The 16,425-nt window shown below is 69.4% G+C and carries 12 protein-coding genes; 5 read left to right on the forward strand and 7 right to left on the reverse strand.

What is annotated here, in order from left to right; translation table 11 throughout:
• Positions 1 to 171: 171 nt before the first annotated feature.
• The 5 genes from C3B61_RS17800 to C3B61_RS17820 all read right to left on the reverse strand — a co-directional run bounded on the left by C3B61_RS17800 (position 172) and on the right by C3B61_RS17820 (position 6,057).
• Entirely contained in the window at positions 172 to 1,791 is a 1,620-nt protein-coding gene (locus C3B61_RS17800; protein ID WP_244285992.1) for a class I SAM-dependent methyltransferase, read from the reverse strand.
• 133 nt (positions 1,792 to 1,924) lie between these two features.
• On the reverse strand, positions 1,925 to 3,091 hold the full coding sequence (locus C3B61_RS17805) for an FAD-dependent oxidoreductase (RefSeq protein WP_103461802.1): 1,167 nt from the start codon (positions 3,089 to 3,091) through the stop codon (positions 1,925 to 1,927).
• Complete coding sequence (locus tag C3B61_RS17810) at positions 3,084 to 3,851, reverse strand: class I SAM-dependent methyltransferase (RefSeq protein WP_244285993.1); 768 nt, start codon at positions 3,849 to 3,851, stop codon at positions 3,084 to 3,086. The genes C3B61_RS17805 and C3B61_RS17810 overlap by 8 nt, the downstream gene beginning before the upstream one ends.
• A gap of 3 nt (positions 3,852 to 3,854) precedes the next feature.
• The gene (locus C3B61_RS17815) at positions 3,855 to 5,111 is read right to left on the reverse strand and encodes a type III polyketide synthase (protein ID WP_244285994.1); all 1,257 of its coding nucleotides are present in this window, start codon (positions 5,109 to 5,111) and stop codon (positions 3,855 to 3,857) included.
• A 109-nt stretch (positions 5,112 to 5,220) separates the two neighbouring features.
• Positions 5,221 to 6,057, reverse strand: a complete 837-nt coding sequence (locus tag C3B61_RS17820) for a phosphatase PAP2 family protein (protein WP_103461803.1) — start codon at positions 6,055 to 6,057, stop codon at positions 5,221 to 5,223.
• Positions 6,058 to 6,182: 125 nt separating this feature from the next.
• Here C3B61_RS17820 and C3B61_RS19585 point away from each other — a divergent pair, with 125 nt between their 5' ends.
• A complete protein-coding gene (locus C3B61_RS19585; protein WP_088456958.1) occupies positions 6,183 to 6,392 on the forward strand; it encodes a hypothetical protein in 210 nt (69 codons plus the stop codon).
• Positions 6,393 to 6,549: 157 nt separating this feature from the next.
• Positions 6,550 to 7,488, forward strand: coding sequence for a phosphodiesterase (locus C3B61_RS17825; RefSeq protein ID WP_103461804.1), 939 nt, complete (start codon positions 6,550 to 6,552; stop codon positions 7,486 to 7,488).
• On the opposite strand, the gene C3B61_RS17830 is transcribed toward C3B61_RS17825, so the two are convergent.
• Together C3B61_RS17830 and C3B61_RS17835 are read right to left on the reverse strand one after the other, a co-directional pair.
• Complete coding sequence (locus C3B61_RS17830; RefSeq protein WP_103461805.1) at positions 7,418 to 9,235, reverse strand: stealth family protein; 1,818 nt, start codon at positions 9,233 to 9,235, stop codon at positions 7,418 to 7,420. The two genes, C3B61_RS17825 and C3B61_RS17830, sit on opposite strands and share 71 nt — an antisense overlap.
• A 469-nt stretch (positions 9,236 to 9,704) precedes the next feature.
• Positions 9,705 to 11,582, reverse strand: a complete 1,878-nt coding sequence (locus C3B61_RS17835) for a thioredoxin domain-containing protein (protein WP_103461806.1) — start codon at positions 11,580 to 11,582, stop codon at positions 9,705 to 9,707.
• A 180-nt stretch (positions 11,583 to 11,762) separates the two neighbouring features.
• Between C3B61_RS17835 and C3B61_RS17840 the strand changes: the two genes are divergently transcribed.
• From C3B61_RS17840 to C3B61_RS17850, 3 genes are read left to right on the forward strand one after another with little or no spacing between them, the layout of a single operon-like run.
• Positions 11,763 to 13,697: a PAS domain S-box protein gene (locus C3B61_RS17840; RefSeq protein ID WP_165787858.1), complete on the forward strand. Its 1,935-nt coding sequence runs from the start codon at positions 11,763 to 11,765 to the stop codon at positions 13,695 to 13,697.
• Positions 13,694 to 14,131: a response regulator gene (locus tag C3B61_RS17845; RefSeq protein WP_103461808.1), complete on the forward strand. Its 438-nt coding sequence runs from the start codon at positions 13,694 to 13,696 to the stop codon at positions 14,129 to 14,131. The genes C3B61_RS17840 and C3B61_RS17845 overlap by 4 nt, the downstream gene beginning before the upstream one ends.
• Positions 14,128 to 16,401 (forward strand): EAL domain-containing response regulator, encoded by a 2,274-nt coding sequence (locus C3B61_RS17850; protein WP_103461809.1) that lies wholly within the window; start codon positions 14,128 to 14,130, stop codon positions 16,399 to 16,401. Before C3B61_RS17845 ends, C3B61_RS17850 begins: the two co-directional genes overlap by 4 nt.
• Positions 16,402 to 16,425 lie beyond the last annotated feature (24 nt).

Raw genomic sequence — 16,425 nt, forward strand, 5'->3', positions numbered from 1 at the left:
CCCGGTTCGGCCGCGGTCGGGCGCGCCGGGTGGGGCCCCTCGGCAGCAACTGTTCCCGTTCCGGACAAATGGTCCCGGCGCACCGGGCGCAAATGTCCGCTTCGGCAACAGTTAGCGCCGCTGGGGCGGGCAGCTGTGGCCGGGCGCGGCGGGGCCGGCGGGCGCCCGTGGCTAGGCGGCGGGCGGCTGGAGGAAGGCGTCGTCGAGCAGGCCGCGCACCCGGGGCAGCAGCTCGGCCCGCAAGGCGGCCGCGTCGGCGTCGAGCAGCTGGGCGATCGCGTCGATGATGGCCCCCACCGGAAGCTCGCCGTCGCAGGCGCCGATCAGGGCGGCCTGGGCGGTATCCAGCGGCACCGACCGGCCGAAGCCGCCGCCCTGGTGCAGGGTCATCAGCGTCGGATCCTCCTGGCCGGGCCAGAAGTGCCGTTCCTCGGTGACGTCGGATGCCACGGTGAGCGTGCTGCGGGACAGCGCGTCGTCATCCAGCCCGGCTTGCCAGTCGTGCGCGGCCAGGCACTCGGCAAGGTGGTGGCCGATGCCGGCCGGGTTGTGCCCCAGGGCCTCCGGCAGGCGTTCGAGCCGGAGCAGGCGGGGGCGGGCAGGCGCGGCGGGCCGGCGTCGGCCATCCGTCGGGCGGCGCAGCAGCATGTAGCCGAACCCCACCTGACGCACCCCGCGGGCCTCGAAGTCGTCGAGCCAGGCACCGTAGAGCCGGTCGAAGTCGGGGGTGTCCGGGCGGGTGCCGCCGTCGCGGATCCAGGTTTCGGCGTAGCCCGTGGGCGGCTGCACCTCGCGCTCGATGATCCAGGCGTCCAGAGCGGTCTCCGCCGGGCTCTCCAGCCAGCCGGTGAGCCTGTGGAAGGCGTCGTCGTCGTGATACTCCCAGTTGCCGAGCAGCTGGGCCACCCCGCCGGGGGTGAGGTGGTCGGCGGCGCCACGCACCACGGCCTCCACGAGGGCGTCGCCGACCATGCCGCCGTCGCGGTACTCGTAGCTGGGCACACCCTCCACCCGTGGGGTGATGACGAACGGCGGGTTGGAGATGATGTGGTCGAACCGCTCCCCCGCGACGGGGTCGAACAGGCTGCCGAGCCGGAACTCGATGTTCTCGACGCCGTTCAGCCGGGCGTTGAGCGCCGCGAGCTCGAGGGCGCGCTCGGAGATGTCGGTGGCCACCACCCGGGTGGCGTGTCTGGCGGCGTGCAGGGCCTGGATGCCGCAGCCGGTGCCGAGGTCCAGCGCGCTGTCGACCGCGGTGGGGATCATCAGGGCGCTCAGGGTGAGCGACGCGCCGCCGACGCCGAGCACGTGGTCTTCGCCGAGCGGATGGCCCAGCGCCAGTTCGCCCAGGTCCGAGGTGATCCACCAGCTGCCGGCGCCGTGCGCGTCCACGAAGCTGTACGGCCGCAGGTCCACCAGCGGCGCCACCTGTGCCGGGTCCGCCGGGGCGGCGCGGTCGGCGAGGGGGCCTGGCTGCGTTGCGGCCTCGTCGGGGCGGGCGGCGACAAGGCCGAGCTGCTCGGCGCCGTCCACGCCGAGGGACGGCAGGGCCGCCGCGAGCTCGGCCCGTTCGACGGGTAGCCCGAGCACGAAGATCTGGGCGAGCACCACGTTGGGTTCGGGCACGGAGAGGGTGGCGCGCAGCTTGGCGAGCGCCCGCAGGGCCGGCACCCGCTGATTGCGGCGCAGGGCGGCATCCGCTTCGATGCCCCACAGCCCGGTCAGGGCGGTCACCGAGAAGTTGGCGGCGCCGAGGTCGGCGCGGAGCAGGTCGATCAGAGGTGCAGTCACCCCTCTATTCAACTGCACGCCGGGCCCGGCCTACGCGACGCAACCAACCGTGGGCGCGACCCAGGGATCGGGTCACCAGGTCTCGACAAGCTCGACCAACGACGTGGACGCGACCCTTGGACGGGGAGGCCGGCTAGAGCCAGCGCATCGTGAACGCCCGCGTGAGCAGGCCGTTCAACGGCGGTGTCGCCAGGACTCGCACGATCACGTTGCGCAGCCGCAGCCGCAGTCCGCGCGCCGGACGGCCCATGGCCATGTTGAAGCCGGCCTGCCTGGCGGCAATGCGGGCGCTGCGCCGCCGGCGGCGGTCGTAGCCGGCGAGCGTCACCCGGGCCTCGATCGGCTGCGCGAGAGCGTGCGTGAGCGCAGGCGCTAACGCCACCGCGTCGAGCCACCCCAGGTTCATTCCCTGCCCGCCGATCGGGCTGATCTCGTGCGCCGCATCCCCCACCAGCAGCACCCGGCCCTGCACCATCGTGGCGGCCAGCCGCTGCCGCACCGAGAACGAGCTCGGCACGGCGTCGGAGGCCGGCAGCAGCACCCCGGTGCGACCGAGGACCAGGGCCGTCAGATCCTCGAGCGAGGCATCCTCCATCAGGGTCGGCGTCAGCGCCACCCAGCGGCGCCGGCCGCCCGGCAGTGGGAACGACTCGACGACGCCGCCCCGTTCGAAGAACAAAACGGCCTCGCTGCCGTGTTCGCCGGTGTCCGGATAGTCGGCCATCAGGTAGGTTTCCCCGCCGCCCAGCGGCCGGGAGGCGATGCCGACGGCGTCGCGCAGCTGTCCGCGGGCGCCGTCGGCCACCACCACGTACCGCGCCGTCCCCACGATCTCGAGCCCGTTGTCGCCGGTATCCCCGGCCCTGTCGGCACTCGGCTCGGCGATCAGGTCCACGTGGTAGCCGCGATCGTGCAGCATGCCCACAGCCACGCCGGAGCGCAGACCGTCCGGCCGCAACTGTCGGAATCGCGCCCGCAGCACAGCTTCGGTTTCGTACTGCGGCAGCGCCACGACAAACGGGAACCGCCCCGTCGTCTGCGCGAACGACAGCCGCCCCAGCGTGCGGCCGCCGCTCTGCACGCTGCCGGTCTCGATGCGCACTGCCCGGGCCAGCACCTCCTCGGCCACGCCGGCCTGGCGCAGGACCCGCATCGACGGCGGGTGGATGCCGATGGCCCGCGCGAGCATCGACGGCTCGGTACGCCGTTCGAGCACCTCCACGTCCACGCCGCGCTCGGCCAGCAGACAGGCCAGCAGGATACCCACCGGGCCGCCGCCGACCACGATCACGTCACGCATTCGCCCGCCTTCCAGCCGCCGGTGCGGCCGAATCAGTCGAAACGGCCCGCCGCGGTTCGGTCACCGCGGGGGCCTGCCAACGCAGCATCAGCCGGTACGGCACCTCCCGGCGCACGCTCCAGCCCGGCGGCGCCACGGCCGCCAGCTCGCGCCAGGTGAAGCTGCGCCGGATCGAGGTGAGGCCGTCGGCGCGAATGTAGGAGCGGCGAAAGAACGGCCACGTGCCCAGCCCGAAGCCGAGGTAGGCCAGCGGGGAGCGCTCGATGTCGCCGTGCAGGACCAGGCCGCGGCTGAGCCGTTCCGAGTCCACGAGCAACGCGCCGAGCTCGACGCCATTGAGGTGGTGCAGCACGTGGTTGGAGAGCACGATGTCGAACCGCTCCCCCGCTGCCACGAGGTCGCTGCTGAGCGCCCGGCGAAACTCCAGCCCGGGCAACGGCGGCCGGCCGGCCGCGTAGGCGTGCGCGCGGGCATCCGGGTCGATCGCGGTCACACTCAGGCGCAGCCCGTCGCGCACGGCCCAGCGGGCCAGTGACCGGGCCACATCGCCGCCGCCGGAGCCGATGTCGAGCAGGCTGGTCTCGGTGCCGGCCGACAGGCGCGGTCGGATGTCGCGGCGGTAGGTGTGCCGAAGCCCGGAGACGACGGCGTTGACGTACCGGAAGTTCGCGTAGGTGCGCCGCAGCGTCTCGGCGTCGCAGTGCGGATCGTCCATGATCTCGACGGCGTCGACCGCCCGTTCGCGGAGCCTCGGGAGCACGGGTCAGCCGCGCTGCACTGTCATCAGGCCCGACTCCACGGTCAGACCCGGCCCGAACGCCATCGCGCAGACCCTGTCCCCGTCGGCGGTGGCCGCGCCCTCGAGGATCTCCTTCATGACGAAGAGGATGGTGGCGCTGGACATGTTGCCGTTGGTGCGCAGGGTTTCCCGCGACGGCACCAGCTGCGCCTCGGTGAGGCCGAGTTTGGCCTCGGTTTTATCGAGGATGCTGCGCCCGCCGGGGTGGATCGCCCAGTGCGCGATGGCGGTGCTCAGAGCCGAACCGGGGGTCGCGGCCGTGAGCACCTGGCCGGGACTCCCCCCGCCGTCCACCGACTGCGATTGCTGCTCCTGTGCCTGCACGGTCACGGCGTCGGCCTCGGCCACCACACCCGCCGCCAGCGCCAGGGTCAGCGACTCGTCCCGGCCGAACAGCGGCGCCAGGGCCGACTCGATGTGCTCGTCGATGATGTGCGGCACGTACGAGCTCAAAACCATCTCGAAGCCCTCGTCGCCGATCTTCCAAGCCATGTCGCCCTCGCCGACGGGCGTGATCACGGTCTCGAAGTGGTCCAGGTTGAGGGCGGTCTCGCCGGCGACCGGCGCACGGCTGCTCACGATGCCGGCGGCCGCGCCATCCGAGAACAGCGACGACGCCACGATGGTGTCGGGGTCGCTGGAGGTGCGCAGGTGCAGCGAGCACAGCTCGGCGCTGACCACGAGCACCACGGCGGACGGATCGGCCAGCACGAACTGCTTCGCGGTGCGCAGCGCCGGCATGGCCGCGTAGCAGCCCATGAATCCGAGGTGGTACCGCTGGGTGGACGGCGCCAGGCCCAACTCGCGCACCAGCATGTAGTCAGGGCCCGGCGCGTAGAAGCCCGTGCAGGAGACCGTCACGACGTGGGTGATGTCACTGGCGTCCAGCCCCGGGCAGGCGGCCAGCGCACGCCGGCCGGCCTCCACGAACAGCTTCGTGGCCTGCTCGATGTACAGCTCGTTGCGCACCCGGGTGCCGGGCACGAGCAGCCGCTGGGTGGTGGCGTCGAAGAACTGCGGCTCGGGCGCCTGCGAGTCGAGGGTGAGTTCCTCGATCACGGTATGCCGGGTGTCGATCCCCGACAGGTTGAAGGATGCGGTCACCAACCGCTGCGCCAGCCGGCTGAGGCCAGGTTGGGCGGCGAAGATGTCCCTGACCTGCTCCTGCACAAGGACGGTGGGCGGAACAACGGTCTGGAGCGCTCTCAGCGTGACGGCCATGCCCCAGTGTTACACGCACCGCGCCGTAGGCACATCCCCCTGCGCGGCGAGGCGCACGGCGGATGCGGCGGCAGATGGGCTCCCGGCCGTGGGCTCCCGCCCGCGACCGCTACGGCAGGCGGTCGAAGAGGCGGGTGGCGGTGATGGCCAGCACAAAACCGACCGCGACGATCGCGGTGACCGCGCCGAGATAGGCCACCGGCGCATCCGAGATGCCGAACGCCCCGGTGGCGCCGATACCCGCGGCCACCGCGGTGACGATGCCGGCGAGCACCGCGATCCCGGTCTGCAGCTTCAGGCCCACCCTGGCCGGGGTGGGGGTGCGTGCGGTGCGCTGTCGGCCGCCGGACCGGGTGAGCACGGCCCCGGCGACGCAGCCCCAGAACGCCACGACGAGCAGCGCCGCGATCACGTCGCTCGGCCGGTGCCACAGGCTCACCAGCGTGGATACCCCCGCCGCGACCGCGAATGCCGCCCCGATGGTGCCGGCCAGCCACCGTGTGTGCGGGCTGGCGACGAGGAACACCACCAACGCGGATGCCGCCGCCACCGTTGTATGCCCGGAGGGGAATGAGTTGGGGACGTAGCCGTCCACACCGAGCTCCGGGCGGGTGAGGATCACGTTCTTGAGCAGCTGAGTGGTCACGACGGCCGCCATCGCGGCGCTCACGGCGACCACGAGCGGGAACCAGGCGCGTCGCACCGTCGCGATGATCAGGCTCACGATGGCTCCGATGGCGACCATCACCGAGGGGATCAGGTCGAGCAGCTGCCGGGTGACCGTGGTGCCCGTTGAACCGTCCTCGGCCCCGTTGAAGGCCAGCTGATCGATGGCCTGCCCGGCGACATCCCGCACGAAAAAGAGGTACAACGCCACAAACGCGACGACGCAGAGCAACGCGGCGCCGATGTAACGGGTGGGGGTGAGGCGGGAGATCGAGGGCACTCTCTAGCTTCCCACGGCAGCATGGGTGAACCGTGAAAGCCTGGTGCACAACACATGTGCGTCAGGTGCTGAGACACGCTCAGGTTGCCTCTTGACATGGTGATTCTGCGGCGTAGCGTCGAACTATGTTCGGTAGGCAGACAAGGCGGGAACGGTCCACGCGCGGCGCGGATCGCTCACTCGACCGCGGTGGGTACCCGGGCCTGGAGGGCGACTTCGAGTCGGAGCGGCGCCGGGCGGCGGCCGCGGACCACGACACCATCGAACCGTACGAGCACGACGAGGGCGCCGTAGCGGTGCTGCCGGTCACGGAGCCCGGGCTCACGCATCCCTGAGACAGGTCACGAGACGGGATCCTGAGGATTTATCCTCAGGGTCCCGTCTTTTCGCGTGTTGGACACGCTATGTTCATGATTCTCTGATCGACTGGTCTTGTAGCATCCGCAGCGTAATCCCCGTAAAGTGCCTAAGTACCAAACGAATGGAAGCTCCGTGAGCGTTCGAACGGCCGAATACCCGAGGCCGGATTATTTCCTTCTCCACCTCAGCGACACGCACCTGCTCGCAGACGGCAATCGTCTCTACGGCAGCGTGGACAGTGCCGCACACGTGCAGCGGTTGGTCGCGGATGTCGAGGCATCCGGCGGCAGACCCGATGCGATCATCATCACCGGTGACCTCGCCGACAAGGGTGAGCCGCACGCCTACGCGCAGCTGCGCGGCATCGTCGAACCCGCCGCGGAGCGCCTCGGCGCCAGGGTCATCTGGGTGATGGGGAACCACGACAATCGGGCGAACTTCCGTACCGAGCTGCTCGGTGAGGAACCCAGTCAGGCGCCGATCGACCACGTCGACTTCATCGGCGGGCTGCGCATCATCACCCTGGACACCTCGGTGCCCGGCAGCCACTACGGCGAGATCACCGAGAATCAGCTCGAGTGGCTCAGCCTGCAGTTGAGCGTCCCCGCGCCGGACGGCACCATCCTGGCCATGCACCACCCGCCGGTGCCGAGCATGCTCGACCTGTCGGTTGCGGTGGAGCTGCGCGATCAGGCCAGCCTCGCTCAAGTGCTGCGCGGCACGGATGTGCGCAGCATCCTGGCCGGGCACCTGCACTACTCGTCCACCGCCACGTTCGCCGGCATCCCGGTGTCGGTGGCGTCGGCCACCTGCTACACCCAGGACCTCAACGTTCCCGTCGGCGGCACCCGTGGCCGCGACGGCGCGCGAGCGTTCAACCTCGTGCACGTCTACGCCGACACCGTGCTGCACTCGGTGGTACCGCTGGGCGACTTCGAGCCGCTGGACTACATCGACGCCGCCGAAAGCGCCCGCCGCCTGGCCGCCTCCGGCATCGAGATCATGCCTGCGGGGAGTCTGCCCGCATACCGGGAGCCGCCAATGACCAGGCCGATCCAGGTTCTGCGCTGACGTCGCCGTTTCCCAGGCCCAGGGCACTCTCGATGAGGGTGTCCTCGCCGTGCTGGCTGGCCGCGATGACGCTTTCGCGTTCCCACGGGGCCACGATCGGGAAGTAGCGCTCGAGGAAGTCGGTGACTGCCTCGGTGCGCACCTCGTCGCTGATCTCGGGAAAGCTGCCGTCGTTGAGGCAGAACATGTCCTGGTCGCGGCGCTTGAGCAGCTTGTTCATCTGGCGCAGCGCCAGCTTGAGCGTCGTTTCGACATACAGCGACCGAACCTGGGTCTGCTCGACGGCCCGGCCGGTGGCCAGCGCGTAGTAGTGGTACAGCGAGTTGGTGACCGAGATGTCGGTGGCCGAGCGGAACCGGCTGGCCATGGTGCGTCGGAAGTCCTCGGGGAATTCGGCCTCGAGCTCGGCCATGACGCTCTTGCGCAGCGGTGCCGGGGTGTGCTCGAGGTGCCGGGTGGTGACCTTGCCGAACCGTTCGCGCAGCAGCGCCCGGTTCACCCGCGCGGCGTTTTCGAACCCGCTTCGGCTGGGGTCGTTGTCGCCCAGGCCGATCCGGGTCGCCGCCTCGACGAACTTGGTGATTCCGCCGGGTGAGTAGAACAGCTCAGGTCCCACCGGACGGCCGAAGAACATGTCGTCGTTCGAGTAGATGAAGTGCTCGGCGATACCCGGGATGTGGTGCAGCTGGCTCTCCACGGCGTGCGAGTTGTGGGTGGGCAGCACGGAGACGTCGGGGAAGAAGTCCTCGCTGTTCATGATGGTCACCCGCGGGTGGTCCACCAGCCATTCGGGAGCGGGCGAGTCGGTGGCGATGAAGATGCGGCGCACCCACGGCGCGAACATGTAGACACTCCGCAACGCGTACTTGAGTTCATCGATCTGCCGGAAACGGGCATCCGAATCGTCGCCGGCGCCGGCGACGTAACCGTTCATGCGCAGGGCGCGGGCCTTCTGGAAGTCGCTGGAGGACCCGTCAACCCAGGAGAAGACCAGGTCGATGTCGAAGCTGATGTCGCTGACGAGGTCGTCGAACATGTTCTGCAGGGTGCGCCAGGTGCGGCCGAAGAGCTCGACGGTGGTCTCGCGGGCCTCGGACCGGGGCAGCCGGCGGCGCATGAGGGCATTCTCGACGGGAGCGACGATCTCGTCTTCGCCGAACCGCCACAGCTCGAGCTGGAACGCGGTCTCCGCACCGTAGCGGAGCCGGCCGATGGGTTCGATGCGCGGCTGGTAGACCCTGAAGACGTCCGAGGTGCCCAGGGCGGCGAGGGCGCCGTCGGCGGCGAGAGCCGGGCGGCCGAGGTCGCCGTCGAGGGGCTTGAGGTAGAAGGGCGTGTTCGCGAAGGCCTGGGCCAGGACGCGGCTGATCTTCTTGCGACGCTTTCGGTTCACGGCGATGACCGGACGGTCGTGGTCGCCGCGCACCAGCAGATAGTCGATCCCGGCGGTGTCGAGGGCGTCGGCCAGGGCGAGCAGGTCGCTGACCCTGGACTCGTGCGGGGTGAAGTGCCCGTTGATCAGGGCGATCTCACCCTTCCGCACGACAACGTCTTCGCGGTCGAAACGGCGGGTGCGGTCGTCGAGGGTGCGCAGCACCAGCTCGGGTTCGCTGCTCAGCGAGAGGAGGGGAATGGACGCGGTGTCCGGAGCCGGTTCATCGACCGGGTTCGCCGGGGCCTCAGAGAAGCCAGTTCCGGCAGCGATGTGAGAGTGTCGGGTGGAATCGGTGCGGTCAAAGCGTGCCATGGTCCTCCTTGGAGAAAAATACGTGGAGCGGTAACGGATGCAGGGCTGACTGCGGGGTGCCAAGCGGTTGTGCGGGAAAAGCGACGGGCGATCTGCTCAGGGCGGGCATCGATGCGCCAGGCCCCGGAGTATGCGCCCGGGTCTCCCGGGCATCCACGCACCGGTCCAGGCCGGGCAAGAGGCCCGCTGGGAACAGTGACGTTGCTCTAGTGTACGTTGCCGGGGCGGCCGGGGCGTGACCGGCGCCCCGGACGGCGGCGGCGTGGTCAGGCCGTAGTGCCGGCGATCGAACGCGTCGTGGGTGATCATCCGGGAAGCGGTGGCCAGGGTGGCACCGGCTTGCCTGGTCTCGTCGGTGTGCCCGCCCGGCCGGCAACTATTCCCGTTCCGGACAACAGTGCCCGGTGCGCCGGGCGCAGTTGTCCGCACGGGCAACAGTTGCACGGGGCGGGGCGGCGGATGGGGCGGGTCAGCCGAGCGCGGCGGCATCCGTGCTGGGCAGGCGGCAGACGAAGTCGCGGCAGAGGTATGCGGTGGGCAGGCCGTCGCGGGTGGTGCGGTCGGCGAACAGCTCGAAGCCGGCGGCGGCGAAGGCGGCGCCCTGCCGTTCGGTGACCACGGCGACGACCCCGGTGCGACGCCGGGCCGCGTCCAACAGAGCCGAACCGGCCATGGCGGCGACGGGCCGTCCCGAGGCTCCGTCAGGGGTGACGACGACGAGTTGCTCCACCGGCGTGGTGAGCCCGTTGACCAGCCGAAGAGCGGCGCCGAACGCGAGCGGGTTGATGTCGCCGGATCCGACCAGCCGCACCATCCCGGCCGTGGCCGCGTCGCGGTAGCGGCCGGCGCCGGTGAGCAGGTGCAGCCGCCAGGCCGCGCTGGCGATGGCCGTGAGTCCGGACGGGTAGGCGCCCTCGGAGGGGTCGGTGGCGAGGTCGAGTCCCTGCGCCGTGAGCACCGGATCGGCGCCCTCCGGGGCTGCGAAGGTCATTCCGGGCTCACGGCCGGCCGTCGAACCGTCGCCGGGCATGGCCCTGTCGATGAGTTCCCGGGCCACGACCGCGTACCGCACCTCTCCGGTGGCGGTGGCGAGCTCGAGCAGGCCGCCGGCGAACATGCCGTAGTCCTCCAGTGTCGCGACCGCGGCCGAGAGACGACCGTCGATGGAGGCCCGCACCAGGGCGCCGTCGGCGCGGCGGTGCGCCTGGAGCAGCCTGTCGGCCGCACGGCGGGCCAGATGCAGCGCGGCATCGTCGGCGAACGCGTGCCCGGCCAGGGCGAGAGCCCCGATCGCCAGGCCGTTCCAGCCGGTGAGCACCTTGGCGTCCAGGGCCGGCGGGGCCTGGACGCGGCGGGCGTCTTCGTCGAGGGCGTAGTAGCCGCCCTCCACCCGCACCCCGTCGACGGTGCTCTCCGAGTCCTGGGCGCTGGCGAAACCGCCGTCGGGCAGCTGCAGCACCGCGCCGAGAAACCCGACGAGGCCCTCGGCCACGATGCGGGCCCAGCGTTCACCGGTGAGCATCCACGCCCGGGAGTACAGCTCGAGAAGTTGCGCGTTGTCGTAAAGCATCCGTTCGTAGTGCGGGTCGCTCCAATCGCGGTTGACGGCGTAGCGGAAGAAACCGCCTTCGACGGGGTCGCGGAGCGGCGACGCACCCATCCGCTTGAGGGTGCGCAGCGCCAGCTCCCGGCCGTCGGCCCGGTCGAGCAGCAGGCCCAGGGTCGGCGCGGCGGGAAACTTGGGGGCACCGCCGAAACCGCCGTAGACGGGATCCTCCGCCGTGGCCAGCCGGGCGACGGTGTCGGCGAGTCTGGACTGGTCCGGCAACTCCCCCACCGCCGCGGGCGCCGCCTGGGCGAGCGCCTCGGCCAGGCCCGCTGCACTGTCTTCGACGGCGGCCCGGCGGTTGGTCCAGGCATCCGTGACGGCGTTCAGCACCTCACGGAACGCCGGATGCCCTGGCATCGGCGTGGGCGGCGAATAGGTGCCGGCGAAGAAGGGCCGGCCGGCCGGGGTGACGAACACATTCAGCGGCCAGCCGAGGTTCTGGGTGAACGCGCCGGCCGCGGCGAGGTAGCTGGCATCGACATCCGGATGCTCCTCCCGGTCGACCTTGACGCTCACGAATTGCTCGTTGAGATAGGCGGCCAGCGCCGGATCGCTGAAGCTCTCGCGGGCCATCACATGGCACCAGTGGCAAGTGGCGTAGCCGATCGACACCAGGACCGGCACGTCGCGCCGGCGGGCCTCGGCGAAGGCGGCCGCACCCCACGGGTGCCAGTCGACCGGGTTCTCGGCGTGCGAGCGCAGATACGGGCTGATGGCGTCGGCGAGGCGATTCGGCATGGCTCCATTGTGACCCGGCAACCGGCCGCAGCCTCGGTTGACGCAGAAGTGCGTGGGCGGTTTCGTTGGACGGCTGGGGAGCGTGCGGTAATCTTCGATCATGACCGCACTGACCGTTCCGCTTCAGTCCCTGGCGACTCCGGCCGCGGCCACGCACTCTGTGTGCACCGTTCAGTCCGCGTGACAACGGCAGCCACCAGCGATGTCTCCACTCCCGGCCTCGCCGAGCGAGCCCTGGCCGACAGCGAGGCAGACTACCGGTCGTTGGTCGACGCTGTCGACAACTATGCGATCTACCTGATCGACCCGCAGGGCAAAGTCGCCACCTGGAATGCCGGGGCCCAGCGGCACACGGGCTACGCCGCCGACGAGATCATCGGTCGCAACTTCTCTTGCTTTTTTCCGGAGGCGGCGATCGCGGCCGGCCGGCCCGCGGAGATCCTCCGGCTGGCGGCTCAGACGGGCCTCCATCGGGAACAGAGCATGCGCGTTCGCCAGGGGGGTTCGCAGTTCCTCGCCGACCTCACCTTCACTGCCCTGCGGAACACCGACGGCACACTGCGAGGGTTCGCGGAGTTCAGCCACGACCTGACCGAGAGCCGCGCGTCGGAGGTCCGCTACCGGGGGCTGCTGGAGGCGGCGCCGGACGCGATGGTGGTCGTCAACGAGGCCGGCGACATCGTGCTGCTCAACGTGCAAGCGGAAAAACAGCTGGGCTACCGGCGAGACGAGCTGATCGGCCAACCGGTCACCAACATCATCCCGGAAGGCTTCGCCGAACGCCTGATCGCCGACGGCACCCGCTCGGCCGCTGATGCGCTGGCACAGCAGATCGGCACCGGCATCGAACTCGTCGCACGACGCAAGGACGGCACCGACTTCGCGATCGAGATCATGCTCAGCCCCTTGGAGAGCAGCGAGGGCACCCTCATCACCGCCGCCATCCGTGACATCAGCGTGCGCAACGCCGCGGCGCTGCAGCTGGTCCAGCTGGAGGCGCGCTACCGGGGCCTGCTGGAGGCGGCGCCGGATGCGATGGTCGTCGTCAATGAGGCCGGCGACATCGTGCTGCTCAACGTGCGGGCGGAAAAGCAGCTGGGCTACCGGCGGGACGAGCTGATCGGCCAACCGGTCACCAACATCATCCCGGAAGGCTTCGCCGAACGCCTGATCGCCGACGGCGCCCGCTCGGCCGCCGACGCGCTGGCACAGCAGATCGGCACCGGCATCGAACTCGTCGCACGCCGCAAGGACGGCACCGACTTCGCGATCGAGATCATGCTCAGCCCGTTGGAGAGCAGCGAGGGAATCCTGATCACCGCCGCCATCCGTGACATCAGCGTGCGCAACGCCGCGGCGCTGCAGCTCGCCACCACCCTGGATGAACTCCGCCGCTCCAACCAGGAGTTGGAGCATTTCGCGTACGTGGCCTCCCACGATCTACAGGAACCGCTGCGGATGGTCTCCAGCTACACCCAGCTCCTGGCGCGCCGGTACGTGGGCAAGCTCGATTCCGACGCGGATGATTTCATCCGGTTCGCGGTGGACGGCGCCACACGAATGCAGCAACTCATCCAGGACCTCCTCGCGTACTCGCGGGTGGGCACCAAGGCCAACAACGTCACCGAGACCCCGAGCGGGCGCGCGCTGGACCGGGCCCTGGTGAACTTGCAGGCTGCCATCGAGGAATCCGGCGCGACGGTGACCTCCGACCCGCTTCCCGTGGTCGTCGCCGACGAGGTCCAACTCGTCCAGCTCTTCCAGAACCTCATCGGCAACAGCATCCGCTACCAGCAGGGCGACACCGTGGCTCGGATTCACCTGGGTTGCACGCGAACCCACCAGGACCGGTGGGAATTCTCGGTGCGCGACAACGGGATCGGGATCGAGTCCCAGTACTTTGACCGCATCTTCGGCATGTTCCAGCGACTGCACGGACGTGACGAATACGCCGGCACCGGCATCGGCCTGGCCATCTGCAAAAAGATCGTCGAACGTCACGGCGGCACGATTTCAGTTGAGTCGGAGCCCGGACAGGGCTCCACTTTCCGCTTTGACCTCCCAGCGGGGGGCGCCACTGGGCCCCCCGCCCTGTTACAAGAAGGCCGCACATGAATATCCAGGTACTACTCGTGGAGGACAGCCCTGGCGACGTCCGGCTCACCCGCGAGGCTCTCCACGACGCGAACGTCGCCATCCAGCTCCACGTCGCCTCCGACGGCGTCGAGGCGCTCGCGTTTCTCCGGCGCGAGGATGCCTACGCCGGCGCCCCGCGCCCGGACTTGATCCTCCTCGACCTCAACCTCCCGCGCATGGACGGACGGGAAGTGCTCGCCTGGATCAAGGCGGACCCGGATCTGAAAACGATCCCCACGATCATCCTCACCACCTCAGAGGCGGAGGACGACATCGTGACGAGCTATCAGCTGCAGGCCAACAGCTACCTGAGCAAGCCCGTGCAGCTGGATCGCTTCGAGACCCTCGTGAAGAGCATCAATGACTTCTGGCTGACGAAGGCCAAACTCCCGAATCAGCGGGACACCGAATGAGCGGTGCGGACCTCACCCGGATCCTCGTGATCGAGGACAATCCCGGTGATGCCCGGCTCCTGCGGGAGATGTTCAACGAGAAGCCCTCGGACCGCTCACTCAGCCAGGTTGGCACAGCGCGGGAGGCAGAGGCCCACCTGGCCGCGCACGGGGTCGATGTCATCCTCCTCGACCTCGGGCTCCCCGACGCCCAGGGCCTGGACGCCCTCCGACGTGTCCGCTCCGCCGCGCCGCGCGTGCCGCTCGTGGTGCTCACGGGCTTCGACGACGAAGCGCTGGCGGCGCTGGCACTCAAGGAGGGCGCCCAGGACTATCTGATCAAGGGCGAGATCGACGCGAAGAGCCTGCTCCGTGCCCTGCGCTATGCCATCGAGCGCAACGCGATGGAGGAGGCGCTATTCACCGAGAAGGAGCGGGCGCTGGTGTCGCTCAAATCGATCGGTGAGGGCGTGGTGTGCACGGACACGCAGGGGAACATCACGTTCCTCAACCTCGTCGCCGAGACGATGACCGGATGGCCGCTCCCGCAGGCTGCCGGGCGACCCCTTCACGAGGTTCTCCCGATTCTCGATGCGTCCACCCGCCAACCGCTGCTCACCCACTTCCAGCTGCCGACGGATCCCTCGGTCTTGCCCCGCCTAGGCATCCTCGTCCGCCGCGACGGGCTGGAGATGCCCATCGAGGGATCCGCCGCAGTCATTCATGATCGGATGGGCCACCCGGCCGGCGCCGTCGTGGTGTTCCGCGATGTCACGACTGCCCGCGCCATGAGCCAGGAAATGGCCCGCGCCGCCCAGCATGACTTCCTGACCCAACTCCCGAACCGGGGCCTGCTCACCGAACGGATCACCCAGGCCCTGGCCATCGCTGCCCGCCACGAGAGTCGCGTCGCGGTGCTGTTTCTCGACCTCGATGGTTTCAAACACATCAACGACTCGCTCGGTCATTCGACGGGTGACCGGGTACTCCAGTCCGTCGCGATCCGGCTCGACGGATGCGTCCGCGACACCGACACGGTCAGCCGGCAGGGTGGCGATGAGTTCGTCGTTCTGCTCTCCGATATCTCCAGCGCGGAAGCGGCCGCGATCAGCGCCACTCGCATGCTGCGCGTGATCGCCGCCGCCCACTCGATCGACGGGACGGACCTCCACATCACGACGAGCATCGGGATCAGCGTCTACCCCGAGGACGGCCAGGATGCAGAGACGTTGATCAAAAACGCCGACACCGCCATGTATCAGGCCAAGGAGAACGGACGCCAGGGCTACCAGTTCTTCACGCCGACCATGAACGTCCGGGCCGTCGAACGACAGTTCATCGCGGAGGGCCTGCGCAGAGCCATCGCAAAGGATGAGCTGTCGTTGCACTACCAGCCGGTGATCGACGTGCGTACGGGAGAAATCACCGGCGCTGAGGCGCTCACCCGCTGGACGCATCCCGCGCGAGGCCCGATTGCCCCGGACGACTTCATCCCGATCGCCGAGGACAGCGGTCTCATCATCCCGATTGGACGATGGGTCATGCGAGAGGCGTGCAGCGAGGCCCAGCGGTGGACCGATGCCGGTCTCGGACCGATCACGATAGCCGTGAACGTTTCGGCCATGGAGTTCCAGGATCACGGCTTCCTGACGGGCGTTCTGGGGATCCTGGCCGACACCGGGCTTGATCCCCGTCGGCTCGTGATCGAGCTGACGGAGAGCGTCCTCATGAGGCGCGTCGAGGCCACTGCCGAAGTACTCCAATCGTTGCGTGAGCGTGGCGTGCGTGTGGCGGTCGACGATTTCGGGACCGGCTATTCCAGCCTGAGCTATCTGCGCAAGTTCCCGGTTGACGCGCTGAAGATCGACCAGTCCTTCATTCGACAGATCACCACGGAGGGCCGGGACACCACCCTAGTGACCGCCGTTATCCACATGGCCCGCAGCCTCAAACTGCGCGTGATCGCCGAGGGCGTCGAAAATGTGGATGAGCTTGCCTTCCTCAAGGAACACCTGTGCGACGGGGCGCAGGGCTACCTGTTCAGCCGTCCCATCCCCGGGCCGCAGTTCATGGCCCTTCTGGCCGCCTCCTCGGTCCACCCGGTCCAGCCCGCCGTGACCCTGACCCTCGGTCGGGTGCGCGGCGCCGAGAGCATGCACGCCACCGCCGACGGCCTGCCTCCCGCTGTCGTGCTGGACCGCGACCAGACCGGCTTCGCGGATGTGGCAACCGACCTTCCATCGGCAACCGCTGTTGCGACGTCTCGACAGCATGCAGATCGGTCGGGATAAACTCGACCGCGTGAGCGGACTGTG

The organism is Cryobacterium zongtaii, from assembly GCF_002909375.1.
In the GTDB taxonomy this organism is placed as follows: domain Bacteria; phylum Actinomycetota; class Actinomycetes; order Actinomycetales; family Microbacteriaceae; genus Cryobacterium; species Cryobacterium zongtaii.

What these genes read in the sequence shown, in the direction of transcription:
- C3B61_RS17815 (WP_244285994.1), bottom strand. Translation starts at nt 5,111, where the DNA reads ATGGCCGTCACGCTGAGAGCGCTCCAGACCGTTGTTCCGCCCACCGTC.
- C3B61_RS17845 (WP_103461808.1), top strand. Translation starts at nt 13,694, where the DNA reads ATGAATATCCAGGTACTACTCGTGGAGGACAGCCCTGGCGACGTCCGG.
- C3B61_RS17830 (WP_103461805.1), bottom strand. Translation starts at nt 9,235, where the DNA reads ATGGCACGCTTTGACCGCACCGATTCCACCCGACACTCTCACATCGCT.
- C3B61_RS17805 (WP_103461802.1), bottom strand. Translation starts at nt 3,091, where the DNA reads ATGCGTGACGTGATCGTGGTCGGCGGCGGCCCGGTGGGTATCCTGCTG.
- C3B61_RS19585 (WP_088456958.1), top strand. Translation starts at nt 6,183, where the DNA reads ATGTTCGGTAGGCAGACAAGGCGGGAACGGTCCACGCGCGGCGCGGAT.
- C3B61_RS17835 (WP_103461806.1), bottom strand. Translation starts at nt 11,582, where the DNA reads ATGCCGAATCGCCTCGCCGACGCCATCAGCCCGTATCTGCGCTCGCAC.
- C3B61_RS17850 (WP_103461809.1), top strand. Translation starts at nt 14,128, where the DNA reads ATGAGCGGTGCGGACCTCACCCGGATCCTCGTGATCGAGGACAATCCC.